The organism is Mycolicibacterium brisbanense (genome assembly GCF_001570425.1).
GTDB classification, from domain to species: domain Bacteria; phylum Actinomycetota; class Actinomycetes; order Mycobacteriales; family Mycobacteriaceae; genus Mycobacterium; species Mycobacterium brisbanense.
In genome coordinates this window covers 186,706-200,782 of sequence record NZ_BCSX01000040.1, presented here as the reverse complement: position 1 = coordinate 200,782, position 14,077 = coordinate 186,706, and the positions used below count along the sequence as shown (strand labels likewise).

Below are 14,077 nucleotides of genomic sequence, written 5' to 3'. Positions count from 1 at the left end.
CTTTCAGATCCGGATCAGATCCGGGCCACTGCGTCGCGGATCACGCCGAGGCCTTCGCGCAGCAGGTCATCCGGAATGGTCAGCGGGGGAAGGAATCTCAGCACGTTGCCGAATGTGCCCGCGGTCAGTGTCAGCACCCCGTTGTCCTGGGCGTAGCGCACGATCTCTGCCACCGCGTCCCGGTTGGGCGTCACGGCGTCATCAGTGACGAACTCGGCGGCGATCATCGCGCCGCGGCCGCGGATGTCGCCGATGACTTTGGTGCCGGCCGCGATATCAGTGAGCTCGGACTGCAGGATCTCGCCGATCCTGCGGGCGCGGCCCAGCAGGTCCTCGGATTCGATCGTCTCGAAGACGCCCAGTGCCGCCTCACAGGCGACGGGATTACCGCTGTAGGTCCCGCCGATGCCTCCGGCATGCGCGGCGTCCATCACCTCGGCACGTCCGGTCACCGCGGCCAACGGCAGTCCGCCGCCCAGGCCCTTGGCCGTCGTGATGAGGTCGGGAACGATGCCTTCGTGTTCGCTGGCGAACCAGTGGCCGGTGCGGGCAATGCCCGTCTGCACCTCGTCGGCGATCAGCAGAATGCCCCGCTCGGCGCAGAATTCGGCGACCTGACGCAGGAATCCCGGTGCGGGAACGATGAATCCACCCTCACCCTGGATCGGCTCGACCACCACCGCGGCGACCGAACCGGCACCGATTTGCGTGTCGACCACGAGCCGGAATTCTTCGAACGCCTCGGCGGCCGCATTGTCCGGCCCGCTCGGCCACCGGTACGGGTAGGCCATCGGCACCCGGTACACCTCAGGCGCGAACGGCCCGAAGTTGTTCTTGTACGGCATGTTCTTCGCCGTCATGGTCATGGTCAGCAGGCTGCGGCCGTGGAAGGCGTGGTCGAACACCACGACGGCGGGCCGGCCGGTGGCGACGCGTGCGTACTTGACCGCGTTCTCGACTGCCTCGGCGCCGGTGTTGAACAACGCGGTGCGCTTCTGGTGGTCGCCGGGCGTGAGCCGATTCAGCGTCTCGCACACCTCCACATAGCTCTCGTAGCCATTGACCAGGAAGCAGGTGTGGGTGAACCGCTCGAGTTGCGCGGCGGCACGTTCGACGACTCGCGGCGCGCTGTTGCCGACGGTGGTGACGGCGATACCGCTGCCGAGGTCGATGAACGAGTTGCCGTCCACGTCGACCAGGACGCCATCGCCGGCCCGTTCGGCGTATACGACCGACGAACTGGTGAGGCCGGCGGGCAGTGCCGCGCTGCGGCGCGCGGCCAGTTCGACCGAGCGGGGGCCGGGGATCGCAGTGACGATTCGACGCACGCTGCTCGGGCGGTCCTGGCGAGTGTCAACGACAGTCATGTCCCTGACTTTAGGCAGAGACGCCCCATCACTGGATGTACAAAATGGAAGGTATTCATGTCCATCCGCGACGATTCGTACAGAACCTAGTTCATCGAGGGTGGCGGTTGGGGTTGGAATGGTGGGTACCACCACGAGTCGGCTCGGCCCGGGACACCGACATTCACGTCAGGGACAAAAGCTCCGCGGAATTTGTCCCTGTGGTCAGTCTCGGTGATCGCGCCCGCGACTCGACACCGAAAGCGCACCGGGCCCACCACCATCTCCCGCATCGAATGCGGGCCACAACGCAACGACAGCTTCGCCGAGAACGGCGCAAACTGGCGGACGCTCGAATCGAGCGCCCCTACTTCACGTAGGCGACAGGGTGAACGGCCGGCGGATCGGGCAACGGTTCGGATTGGTAAGCGCCGCGGATGCCTTCGATGTAGTGCAGGCAACGCGGCGTCAATCCTTCGGCGGTCTGCATCCTGCCCTTCGTCACCAGGATCCCCAGATCGGCGCCCTTGAACCGGTAATCCCCTTCGCCATAAACCCTGAGGAAGAAGGCCTCGTCCTCGCCGGTGATGTCATGCCAGTCGTTGACCACTTGAGCGAAGGTCAACACACCATCGTCGTCGAGGTGCCAGGTCCCGGTCTTGGGTGCGGCCAGGATCCGTTCGACGGTCTTGTTCGGTTCCTTCATGATCAGCTGGGACCACACGTCCACCGCGGCGAGATCGCGCCACCGGTCGTTGATCTCCTCGACGTTGATGGTGTAGTCCACGTCCATGAACTCGAGGAGGTGGAACAGGAACAGCGGTACGTCGGCGTAGGCCCCCGCGGTTACGTTGGTCATCGACGAGGCACCTGAGATGCGCGGGTTGATCTCACCCAGGTACACCTCGTCGGTGTCGAGGTCGATGAGCACATCGATCTCGAGGAAGCCGCGGTATCCCTCTTTGGCCAGCCGGTCCCCCATCTTGCGGACATGGCTGATCGCGGTCGCGCGCTGCTCGTCCGAAAGCGCTTCAGGGAAAAGGTCGTTGCCGCACCATCCGCCCTTGTAAGGCGTCAGCTCGGGGTATCCGGTGAGGTCGGTCATGAACGGTCCGACGATCGTGCCATGTCTGGTGATGCACGCTTCGACGGCGGCGGCCTTGTTGTTGATCCGCTTCATCACCTTGAGTTCCTGGCCGACCATGTCCGCGGCGTCCTTGTCCCAGTCCGCCTTCGACTTGATGAAGAACGTGGTCTTGCCGGAGTCGCCGTAGGGCGTCTGCACCACCAGATCCGAACCCAGCCGCTGTTTGCCTGCAAGGCGACGCAGCTGCGTGTAGTTGCTCGCCTTGCCCAGCACGTTGGGCACCGACGGCGCGCCGGCCTCATTACCCAGCTGGGTGGTGACGATCTTCGAGTCCAGCCGCCGCCGCAGTGAATCCGGCGGCAGGATCAGCTTGTAGCCGAGCTCTTCACAGATCTGCTCGGTCTCCTCGTCGAAGAACACCATCGCGACCATCGGCGTGCCGCCGCGCCGCTTCAGGTACGCGCGCACCTCCGGATCACGCAGCAGGTAGTTGTTGATGTGTTCGCTGGACTCGAACTCGACGTAGGGCTTGTTCTTCGGCGCGAACACCCGCGGATGAGCACCGTCCCAAGAGTCGTAGTAGGTGATGTATTGGAAGTTGCGCACCCAGCGGTCGATGCCGAGCAGATTGAAGGCCGTCGGCCCGACGAAATAGATCGGCTGGGTGTTGGTGCGGAAGAAGGTACGGATCTCGGAGATTCCGTTGAGCGGCTTGCCACCGAGCGGGCCCTTGCGCGCAGGCGCCTTGGTCGCTTTCTTGGCGGCGGTCGCCTTGGTGGTCCTGCGGACCGGTGCCTTCTTTGCGGCTGGCGCCTTCTTGGCCGCAGTCACCTTTTTGGCGGCTGGTGCCTTCTTGGCGGTCACCTTTTTGGCGGGCGCCTTCTTGGCCGGCGCGGTCTTGGCTGCAGTCTTTTTGGCAGCCGATTTGGTCGCAGCAGACTTCTTGGCAGCAGCAGCCGTGGCGGTGCCCTTGTTGGCCGGCGCGGTACGAGCCGGTTCTCGCTTGGCCGCGGGCGCTTTCTTGGCGGCTGCCTTGCGCGCCGGTGGTTTCGTGACCTTCTGCGCCGCAGGCGCTTTCGCAGCTTTACGCGCCGCGGGTGCTTTGGCGGCCTTACTCGCCGTAGGTACCCGTTTCGCCATTGCAACCTCCCGCATCGCCAGCCGGCTTCGATTCACGTGTGACGGACGCTCAGACTAAGACGAACACGGCGTCGTGGGCGGACATTCGGCAGAACCGTTCACGACTGGTCGGGATTGCCTGCGCCGGATCGCCGCGTCATGCCCGAGACGATGCCCGGCAGACGGTGCTTGTCCCCCATCCGCTGGCGGCCGCTCAACGTCCCTCCGACGGCGTCGAATGCCCGCAGGGTGTCCTGCATGAAGCGCGGTTCCTGGGCCTGCGGCCACGTCGAGAATTTCACGCACACCGTCCGGGTACGCCGGCTGACGTGGATCATCTGCCCGTGAATTCCCAAGCAAAGCAACACATCTCCAAATAGACCCGGGCGGAACCACAACTGATTGCGATACCAGCCGCCCGGCATCGACACCTCGTTCGGCGATTCGATGAACACCGACCGGGCGTCGGCGTCGACCGCCCAGGCCTCCCGCAGCCAGCGCGGCCCGATCACGGTGCGCACTCCGTCCTCGCCGTCATCGGGAACCACACCGCCGTCCAGGAGCAGCTGGCCGAAGCGCGCCAGATCCCGCGCGGTGGCGCACAGCCCACCGTCGTGGATCGCGGTACCTACTGTGTCGCAAAGGATCTCGGCATCGAACTCGGCGCCCATCGGTTGCCAGATCAGCGTCGAGATCAATTCGGCCATCGGTGTGCCCGATACCCGCTCACACACCCAGCCCAAAACATCGGATTCCGCTGAGCGGTACAAAAATCGTTGTCCGTGTGGCGCCTCGGCCGACAACCCGACCAGATACTCGTAAAGGCCGCGCGCCCCCAGCCAATCGCTGAGGAGCCGAACCTCCGACTGCGGGTCGGTGTAGTCCTCGCGGAACCGCACACCGCTGCGCATGTCGAGAATGTCGCGCACCGTCGCACCGGCGTAGCCACTGCCCGCCAGTTCACCGACGATGTCGGCGACAGGCCGGCCGACGTCGAGCAGCCCACGGTCCACCAGAACGCCGGCCACCGCGCCCACCACGGACTTGGTGATCGACATGGTCGCGTGAGGGCGGTCGGCGGCGCCCTCCGCGCCGTACCATTCTGCGACCAACCCGCCGTCCTGCAGCACCACGTAGGCATCCGTGTAGGTGTCCGCCAACACGTCGCCGACCGTGGCCTCTTCGCCGTCGGACCGAATCACGTTGACATCCAAGGGATCAACGGACTCTACGGCAGGCAGCGCGCGCACCGGACCGTCGCCACGAAGTATCGGCTGAGTCGGCAGGATGTCTTCGATATGCCAGTACGCCCACCGGTTGAACGGCGGTTGCTGCCAGTTGTCGGCGTTGACCTCCACAGGCCGATCGTAGGCGAGAGCGCGCATCCTAAATCCAATCCGGCAGTACCATCTCCTGCCATGCACGACGAGGCCGAGCCCATGACGGGGTTCCCACCGGCATCCGAAGATCAGGTCACCATCGCCAACTGGCAGGATCCGCGGTATCTGCGGTGGGCCTTCCAACATCTGCGTGAGCTGTTGCCGACGCACCGCATATCAGCCGACGCCCACCACTCTTCGCTGCCGAAACACGACTCGCCGCTGGGTGATCCGAAGGTCGTCTGGCCCGGAGGCGGGGAGGTCACCGCCTCGGAGGTGTTCGCCGCGACCCACACCGACGGCCTGCTCGTGCTGCGGGACGGGCACATCGTCGCTGAGCAATATGTCGGAGCGATGACCGAATCCAGCAGGCATCTGCTGATGTCGGTGTCGAAGTCGATCGTCGGATGCGTCGCCGGCGTCCTGGTCGAGCGCAGCCTTCTCGACCCGGACGCCCCGGTGACCCAATACGTGCCCGAGGTCGCCGACTGCGGGTATGCCGGGGCGACGCTGCGCAACGTGCTCGACATGCGGACCGGCGTCGCGTTCCGCGAGGCGTACACGGCGCCCGACTCCGAGGTGCGCGAGATGGAACGTTCGGTGGGATGGGCCCCGCTACAACCCGACGATGTCGTAGGCGGATACGCGTACCTGCGCCAAATCGGTTCCGGCGGCTCGCATGGCGGCGAGTTCACCTACCGCTCCTGCGACACCGACATGCTCGGCTGGATGTGCGAACGCGCTGCGGGCGTTCGCATGGCCGATTTGATCTCGACGCTGATCTGGCGACCCATGGGCGCCGAGTACGACGCCGAGGTGGTGTGCGACCCGGTGGGCACCGCGGTACACGACGGCGGAATCTGCGCCACCCTGCGCGATCTCGGCCGCTTCGGTCAGCTGATTCTCGACGACGGAGTCGCCCCCGACGGCCGCCAGGTCATCCCCGCCCGCTGGCTCGCCGAGACTTTCGATCCCACACCGGATGTCCGGGAAGCGTTTGCGCTCACCGACAACGAGCCGATGCTGCCCGGCGGCTGGTACCGCAACCAATTCTGGTTCTACCGCAAGCCGTCCGGGCCGGTGCTGCTGTGCCTGGGCATTCACGGGCAGTTGGTGTACGTCGATCGGGCGTCACGCACCGTCGTGGTCAAGATGTCGTCGTGGCCGGTGCCGCAGGACGCGACGTACCTGGCCGCAACGCTGCGCGCTTGCGCTGCTCTCGCTGTGTAGACGGAACGTCTATACCCGCACAGCCGATTGGCCAATTCGGCAGCTGTGCAAACATCGCACCCCTCGCATACTGACCAGATCGTGAACTGCATCACATCGGAGGGTCGATGACTGACACCGTCGTTCGGACGTTTCACCCACTTGATCCACTCGGCCCGGACGAATTTCGGCAGGTGGCCGCGATCGTGCGACGTGACCGCGGCGTGGACGACCGGTGGCGGTTCGCCTCCATCGAACTGGTCGAACCCGACAAACAACAGCTCGCCACCTACGAGACAACCGGTACCCCGCCGGACCGCCACGCGCTCGTCGTGTGCTTCCACCGTGACTCCAACACCACCTACAAGGCCACGGTCTCACTCACCGACGACGCCGTACTGAGTTGGACGCATCTGCCGGGTGTGCAAGCCAATTTCACCGTCGACGAATGGGACGAGTGCGACCAGGCGATGCGCAACAACCCCGACGTGATCGCCGCACTGGCCCGGCGTGGTGTCACCGACATGGACATGGTCTTCATGGACGTCTGGACCTACGGCGACATCCTGATCCCGGAGCGGTACAAGGGCAGGCGACTCGGCTGGACCGACACCTGGTTGCGCTCCCCCGGCGGCGCCAACATCTACGCGCACCATCTGCGGGGGTTCCACTGCCTCGTCGACATGAACACGATGGAGCTGCTGGAGATCGAAGAAGGCGAACCGATCGACATCCCGGAGGTGATGGCCGAGTACAGACCCGCCAACATCCCCGCACAGCTACGCGAGTCCAGCACTCGCCCACCGCTGAAGCCACTGGACATCACGCAGCCCGAAGGGCCGTCGTTCACCCTGGACGGCAACCTGCTGCAATGGCAGAACTGGTCGCTGCGAGTCGGTTTCAACTACCGCGAGGGTATGACGCTGCATACGGTCAGCTACAACGACCACGGCCGCATGCGGCCCATCGCGCATCGGATGTCACTGGCCGAGATGGCGGTCCCCTACCGCGACCACTGCCCGGATCACTACCGGCGTACCGCCTTCGACATCGGTGAGTGGGGCATCGGGTTCATGACCACCTCACTGGAGTTGGGCTGCGACTGCCTCGGTGAGATCCGCTACCTCGACGCCGTGTTGCACAACACCAAGGGTGAGCCGTACACGATCCGCAATGCGATCTGCATCCACGAGGAAGACAACGCGGTGTTGTGGAAGCACGTGGAGCACGGAGGCAGCGCCGATGTGCGACGCATGCGCAGGCTCACGGTGTCCAGCCACGTGACCGTCGCGAATTACGAATATCTCGTGTACTGGCGGTTCTACCAGGACGGCAATATCGAATGTGAAATCCGGGCAACAGGTTTGATGGTCACCACGCATCTGCGCGACGGCGAGGACCACCCGCACGGCACGCTGGTGGACACCAACACCTACGCGCCGTTCCACCAGCATTTCATCACCGCCCGGCTCGACCTCGACGTGGACGGGGCAGACAACACCGTCTACGCCACCGAAACCGAGATCGAACCGATGGGTCCGGACAATCCGTACGGATTGTCGTTGCGGCAGAAGAGCACTGCGCTGCGCACCGAGTCGGAGGCCAAGCAGGACTACAACTGGCACACCCAGCGGGCCTGGAAAGTGGTCAACGAGAACACCACCAACGGCTTGGGCACCCACCCGTCCTACAAGCTGGTGCCCGGCGCCGCCTTCCCTGCGATGTTCGATCCCGCCTCGCCCATTTTCCGGCGGGCCGAGGCCATCGCCCACACGCTCTGGGTCACCCCCAATAACCCCGAGGAACGCTGGCCCTCAGGCGAATTCGTCAACCAGAGCGGCCCGGGCCTGGGTCTGCCGGAGTGGACCGCCGCCAACCGGCCGATCGACAACACCGACGTCGTGCTCTGGTACACCTTCGGGATCCATCACATCCCGCGGCCGGAGGAATGGCCCATCATGCCGGTGGACGCCGTCTCCTTCTGGCTCAAACCAGCCGGCTTCTTCGACCGCAATCCGGCTCTCGACGTCGAGCCGACCCCACCTTCCGCTTGTCACCACCCTCACTGATCGGAGTTATGTACATGTCGGACAAGAAAGTCATCCACAACATCATCAACGGAGAAATCCAGACCGCCTCGGATGGCCAGATGATGGACATCGTCAACCCGTCCACCGGCGAGGTGTTCGCCTCAGCGCCGAATTCGTCTGCAGCGGACGTGGATCTGGCATTCCAAGCCGCTGGTAAGGCCTTCGAGACGTGGCGCTGGTCCACTCCCAGCGAGCGGCAGCGGGCGCTGCTCAAGCTCGCCGACGTCATCGAGGAGAACGCCGACGAACTCATCGCCATCGAGTGCGAGAACACCGGGAAGCCGGTCTCGCTGACCGCGTCGGAGGAGATCCCGCCGATGCTCGATCAGATCCGGTTCTTCGCCGGTGCCGCCAGGGTGTTGGAGGGCCGCTCGCAGGGTGAGTACATGCGCGGTCACACGTCGTCCATCCGGCGTGAGCCGGTCGGTCCGGTGGCCCAGGTCGCGCCGTGGAACTACCCGATGATGATGTCAGTGTGGAAGTTCGCCCCGGCACTCGCCGCCGGCTGCACCGTGGTGCTCAAACCGTCGGACACCACCCCGGCGTCGTCGTACTGGATGGTCGAGAAGATGCAGGAGATCTTCCCGCCCGGGGTCTGCAACCTGGTCTGCGGCGATCGTGACACCGGGGCCGCGCTCACGGCACACCCGGTACCGCAGCTGGTGTCGATCACCGGGTCCACCCGGGCCGGCGTCGCAGTCGCCACGAGCGCCGCACAAGACCTCAAGCGAGCCCATCTGGAGCTCGGCGGCAAGGCTCCCGTGGTGGTTTTCAACGACGCCGACATCGCCGCAGTCGTCGAGGGCGTCACGGCCGCAGGCTATTTCAACGCAGGCCAGGACTGTACGGCCGCCACCCGAATGATCGTCCAGGACGGCATTTACGACGAGCTGCTGGCGGCGATGACCGAATCGGTCGCCGCCACCAAGACCGGTTTCGACCCGAACGACGAAGACATCCTGTTCGGCCCGATCAACAATCCCAACCAGCTGGCCCACGTCTCCGGTCTGGTCTCACGGGTCCCCGAGCATGCCCGGGTGCTGGCCGGCGGCAAGAAGAAAGAGGGCGCCGGATTCTTCTTCGAGCCCACCCTGATCGCCGATCTGCGCCAGGACGACGAATTGATCCAGACCGAGATCTTCGGGCCCGTCGTCACCGCACAGAAATTCAGCACCGAGGACGAAGCACTGGCCTACGCCAACGGCACCGAGTACGGGCTGGCCTCGTCGGTGTGGACACGCAATGCCGATGTGGCAGCACGGATGTCGGCCCGGCTGGACTTCGGCTGCGTGTGGATCAACACCCACATCCCGCTGGTGGCCGAGATGCCGCACGGTGGTTTCAAGCACTCCGGCTACGGCAAGGATCTGTCGATGTACGGGCTTGAGGACTACACCCGCATCAAGCACGTGATGAACTACCACGGGTTCGAGGGATAGCCGGCAGCCGCCTGACCTCTCGGCCGCTCAGCGCAGAGGTCAGGCGAGGCGCGCGACGGCCGCGTCGATGCGTTCGTCGGTGGCCGTCAACGCGACCCGCACATGCTGCGCGCCGGCCGGGCCGTAGAACTCGCCGGGCGCCACCAGGATGCCGCGTTCGGCCAGCCACGCGAGGGTGTTCCGGCACGGTTCACCGCGGCTCGCCCACAGGTAGAGTCCGGCCTCGGAGTGCTCGACCGTGAACCCGGCCGACTGCAGGGCCGGCAACAGCACCGCCCGGCGACGCGCGTACCGATCCCGTTGCACGGCCTCATGTTCGTCGTCGTCGAGGGCCGCGACCATCGCCGCCTGCACCGGCGTCGGGACGATCATGCCGGCATGCTTACGCACCGCCAGCAACTCGGCGACCACCGCAGGATCCCCGGCGACGAACCCTGCGCGATAGCCCGCCAGGGACGACGTCTTGGACAGTGAATGGATGGCCAGAAGCCCGGTGTGGTCACCGTCGCTGACCGTCGGATGCAGCACGCTGACGGGGTCGGCGTCCCAGCTGAGCCCGAGGTAGCACTCGTCGGACGCGACGAGGACGCCGCGTTCCCGCGCCCATGTCACCACCTTGCGCAGGTGGTCGACCCCCAGTACGCGGCCGGTCGGGTTGCTCGGCGAGTTGAGATAGATCAAAGCAGGCATCTGCGGCCCGAGCTGGGTCAGCGCGTCCGCCCGAATCACCTGAGCGCCCGCCAGCCGCGCACCGACCTCGTAGGTGGGGTAGGCCAGTTCGGGCACCACGACTGCGTCGTCGGAACCGAGGCCCAGCAGCGTCGGCAGCCACGCGATCAATTCTTTGCTGCCGATGACCGGCAGCACGGCGTCGGGCGCCAGATCGGTAATGCCGTAGCGACGCCGCAACGCAGCCGTCGCCGACGCTCGGAGCGCGGGCGTACCAGCGGTGGCCGGATACCCGGGCGAGGCACTCGCCGCCGCGAGTGCCTCACGGATCAGCGGGGCCACCGGGTCCACCGGGGTCCCCACCGACAGGTCGACGATGCCGTCGGGGTGTGAACGGGCGCGGGCCGTCACCTCGGCCAGGGTGTCCCAGGGGAACTCCGGCAGAGCGGCCGAGCGCGGCGTGCGCGCCACGTCAGAGCGGGGCGGGAACGGCAGGATCAGTCCTCACCCTGCGGCGGAAGGTCCTTGATGGCCTGCGGGTCGTTGTCGGTCTGTCCGACCTTGGAAGCACCGCCCGGCGAGCCCAGCTCGGCGAAGAAGTCCGCGTTGCTCTGCGTGTAGCTGGCCCACTGGTCCGGCACATCGTCTTCGTAGTAGATGGCCTCGACCGGGCAGACCGGTTCGCATGCACCGCAGTCCACGCACTCGTCGGGGTGGATGTACAGCATGCGTCCACCCTCGTAGATGCAGTCGACAGGGCATTCCTCGATGCACGCCTTGTCTTTGACGTCGACGCAGGGTTCGGCAATGACGTACGTCACTGATGTGTCTCCTGTCCAGTGGGCTGCTGGTCGGGCTCGTTGAGGACTCGTGATCCCGCGCGCCAGTATGCGTTACACATTCCGGGACGCTCGTCTCAGTGTGTCCTAACTTTGCGCGCCATCAGTTAAGGGTGGCTCGCGGTTACTGATACTAAACGTTGCAGATACAGCTCGACCAGTCGCCACGCCTATGCACTCCACCCCATTGCACCCAGTTGCATAGGACCGCCGGTCCCACCTAGGCTCCAGGCATGGGTCTCCCCCACGCCATCCTGGTGTCGTTGAGTGAGCAGTCCGGTTCGGGCTATGAGCTGACCCGCCGCTTCGACCGCTCGATCGGCTACTTCTGGGCCGCCTCCCACCAGCAGATCTACCGAACGTTGCGGGCCATGGAGAACGACGGCTGGGTGCATGTCACCCCCGTCGTGCAGTACGGCAGGCCGGACAAGAAGGTGTACACCGTGTCCGACGCCGGACGCGCCGAGTTGGCCCGCTGGATCGCCGAACCGCTGCCGAAACCCCCGGCGGGCAGGGCCGGTTCGACTGCCGACACCCGCACACGTGATCTGGCCGTGAAAGTTCGCGGCGCGGCCCACGGGGATCTCACCGCACTGCGCGAGCAGATCTCGGCACTGCGCTCCGAGCGAGCCGCGTTGCTCGACACCTACCGCGGGTACCAAAAGCGGCAGTTCCCCGATCCGTCGGCGCTGCAGGGCAGTGCACTGCACCAGTATCTGGTGCTGCGCGGCGGAATGCGTGCCGAGGAGAGCTCACTCGCGTGGCTCGATGAAGTCCTCGAAGCCCTGTAGTCCCCGTCGTTCCGGAAGGATCCCGATGAGCTATCCGAACCTGTTGTCCCCGCTGGACCTCGGCTTCACCACGCTGCGCAACCGGGTGGTGATGGGCTCGATGCACACCGGCCTGGAAGACCGCGCCCGCGACACCGACAAGCTCGCCGAGTATTTCGCCGAACGGGCCCGCGGTGGCGTCGGGCTTATCATCACCGGTGGCTACGCCCCCAACAGGACCGGCTGGCTGCTGCCGCTGGGATCGCAGTTGGTGTCCTCAGGCGAGGCACGCAGGCACCGCCGCATCACCGGGGCGGTCCACGACGCCGACGGCAAGATCCTTCTGCAGATCCTGCACGCGGGACGCTATGCGTACCACCCGCTTTCGGTCAGCGCGTCGTCGATCAAGGCGCCCATCAACCCATTCCGGCCCCGAGCCCTGCGTGATGTCCGAGGCACCATCGACGATTTCGTCCGCTGCGCGCTGCTCGCCCGGGAAGCCGGCTACGACGGTGTCGAGATCATGGGCAGCGAGGGTTATCTGCTCAACCAGTTCCTGGCGCCACGCACCAACAAACGCACCGATTCCTGGGGCGGCACCGCGGAGAAGCGGCGCCGATTCCCGGTCGAGATCGTGCGGCGGGTGCGCGAGGCCGTCGGTACCGACTTCATTGTGTGCTACCGGATGTCGATGGCCGATTATGTGGAGGACGGTCAGAGCTGGGACGAGATCGTCGCGCTGGCAACCGAAATCGAGGCGGCCGGGGCAACGATGATCAACTCGGGCTTCGGCTGGCACGAGGCCAGGGTGCCGACGATCGTCACGTCGGTACCCAACGCGGCATTCGTCGGCATCAGCAGCGCGGTCGCCGAACACGTCACCATTCCCGTGGTCGCGTCCAACCGGATCAACATGCCGCAGGCCGCCGAACAGATTCTGGCCGACACCCACGTCCAGCTCATCTCGATGGCCCGACCGCTGCTGAGCGATCCGGACTGGGTGAACAAGGCCGCCGCCGACACCGCCGACGAGATCAACACCTGCATCGCGTGCAACCAGGCCTGTCTCGACCACGCCTTCGTCCACAAGAACGTGTCGTGCTTGCTCAACCCGCGAGCGGGACGGGAAACGTCATTGGTGCTCGGCCCGACGCGGCGCGCGCGATCGGTGGCCGTGGTGGGGGCGGGCCCGGCAGGTTTGGCCGTCGCGGTGAGCTCAGCCCAGCGCGGTCACCGGGTCACCCTCTTCGAGGCGGGTAGTGTGATCGGCGGTCAATTCGATTTGGCCAGAAGGATTCCCGGCAAGGAAGAGTTCAACGAGACCATCCGCTACTACACCCGCATGCTGGACAAGCACGGCGTCGATCTCAGGCTGGGCGCACGGGCCGGCGTCGAGGAACTGACCGGATTCGACGACGTGGTACTCGCCACCGGGGTGACGCCACGATTGCCCGACATTCTCGGCATCGACCATCCCAAGGTGCTCACCTACGCGCAGGCCGTCACCGGGGCGCCGGTCGGCGCGTCGGTGGCCGTCATCGGCGCAGGCGGGATCGGATTCGACGTGAGCGAGTTCCTGACGACCGATCAATCGCCGACACTCAACCTCAAGGAATGGAAGGCGGAGTGGGGTGCGGCCGACCCGCAGGAGGCGCGCGGCGCGCTCACCACGCCGCTGCCTGCACCCGCGGTGCGCGAGGTGTACCTGCTGCAACGTACCAAGGGTCCGCAAGGCCGCACGCTGGGTAAGACCAGCGGCTGGGTGCATCGCGCGTCACTGAAAGCCAAAGGCGTGCAGCAGCTTTCCGGGGTGAACTACGAGCGGATCGACGACGAGGGCCTGCACATCAGCTTCGGCCCCGACCACTCCGATGCGCGGGTACTCGCGGTGGACAACGTCGTGATCTGCGCAGGCCAGGAATCGGTGCGTGATCTCGAAGAGGGCCTGCGCCGCAACGGTATCGAGCCTCACGTCATCGGCGGTGCCGCGCTCGCCGCCGAACTGGACGCCAAACGTGCGATCAGGCAAGGCACAGAATTGGCCGCACGGTTGTAAGTGTCAGGACTAGCGTCGCCGGTTCGTCCCGGTCGTAGGCGTCGAGTTCGGGAGCGTCCACCGTCATCAGCCAC

10 protein-coding genes are annotated in these 14,077 nt (G+C 65.6%); 5 read left to right on the top strand and 5 right to left on the bottom strand.

Annotated features, from left to right (window positions below; translation table 11 throughout):
- Window positions 1–14: 14 nt before the first annotated feature.
- From gabT to RMCB_RS23540, 3 genes are all read right to left on the bottom strand, one after another.
- Window positions 15–1,367 carry a 4-aminobutyrate--2-oxoglutarate transaminase gene (gene gabT, locus RMCB_RS23550; protein WP_062830696.1) on the bottom strand — a complete coding sequence of 451 codons (1,353 nt, stop codon included), beginning with the start codon at window positions 1,365–1,367 and terminating at the stop codon, window positions 15–17.
- Between the two features lie 346 nt (window positions 1,368–1,713).
- Entirely contained in the window at window positions 1,714–3,297 is a 1,584-nt protein-coding gene (locus RMCB_RS23545) for a biotin carboxylase (protein ID WP_264029569.1), read from the bottom strand.
- Between the two features lie 374 nt (window positions 3,298–3,671).
- Complete coding sequence (locus tag RMCB_RS23540) at window positions 3,672–4,910, bottom strand: serine hydrolase domain-containing protein (protein WP_165606314.1); 1,239 nt, start codon at window positions 4,908–4,910, stop codon at window positions 3,672–3,674.
- 60 nt (window positions 4,911–4,970) lie between these two features.
- On the opposite strand from RMCB_RS23540, the gene RMCB_RS23535 reads away from it, so the two are divergent.
- From RMCB_RS23535 to RMCB_RS23525, 3 genes are all read left to right on the top strand, one after another.
- Entirely contained in the window at window positions 4,971–6,161 is a 1,191-nt protein-coding gene (locus RMCB_RS23535; protein ID WP_084388586.1) for a serine hydrolase domain-containing protein, read from the top strand.
- A gap of 107 nt (window positions 6,162–6,268) precedes the next feature.
- The gene (locus tag RMCB_RS23530; RefSeq protein WP_062830694.1) at window positions 6,269–8,209 is read left to right on the top strand and encodes a primary-amine oxidase; all 1,941 of its coding nucleotides are present in this window, start codon (window positions 6,269–6,271) and stop codon (window positions 8,207–8,209) included.
- A gap of 14 nt (window positions 8,210–8,223) precedes the next feature.
- Window positions 8,224–9,669, top strand: coding sequence for a gamma-aminobutyraldehyde dehydrogenase (locus RMCB_RS23525; RefSeq protein WP_062830738.1), 1,446 nt, complete (start codon window positions 8,224–8,226; stop codon window positions 9,667–9,669).
- 39 nt (window positions 9,670–9,708) lie between these two features.
- On the opposite strand, the gene dapC is transcribed toward RMCB_RS23525, so the two are convergent.
- Both dapC and fdxA read right to left on the bottom strand, forming a co-directional pair.
- Entirely contained in the window at window positions 9,709–10,809 is a 1,101-nt protein-coding gene (dapC, locus tag RMCB_RS23520) for a succinyldiaminopimelate transaminase (protein WP_062830693.1), read from the bottom strand.
- A gap of 26 nt (window positions 10,810–10,835) precedes the next feature.
- Window positions 10,836–11,159, bottom strand: coding sequence for a ferredoxin (fdxA, locus tag RMCB_RS23515; RefSeq protein ID WP_029366515.1), 324 nt, complete (start codon window positions 11,157–11,159; stop codon window positions 10,836–10,838).
- Window positions 11,160–11,410: 251 nt separating this feature from the next.
- On the opposite strand from fdxA, the gene RMCB_RS23510 reads away from it, so the two are divergent.
- Window positions 11,411–11,968: a PadR family transcriptional regulator gene (locus RMCB_RS23510; RefSeq protein ID WP_029366514.1), complete on the top strand. Its 558-nt coding sequence runs from the start codon at window positions 11,411–11,413 to the stop codon at window positions 11,966–11,968.
- Window positions 11,969–11,987: 19 nt separating this feature from the next.
- On the top strand, window positions 11,988–14,003 hold the full coding sequence (locus RMCB_RS23505; RefSeq protein ID WP_201028342.1) for an NADPH-dependent 2,4-dienoyl-CoA reductase: 2,016 nt from the start codon (window positions 11,988–11,990) through the stop codon (window positions 14,001–14,003).
- Window positions 14,004–14,077: the final 74 nt, after the last annotated feature.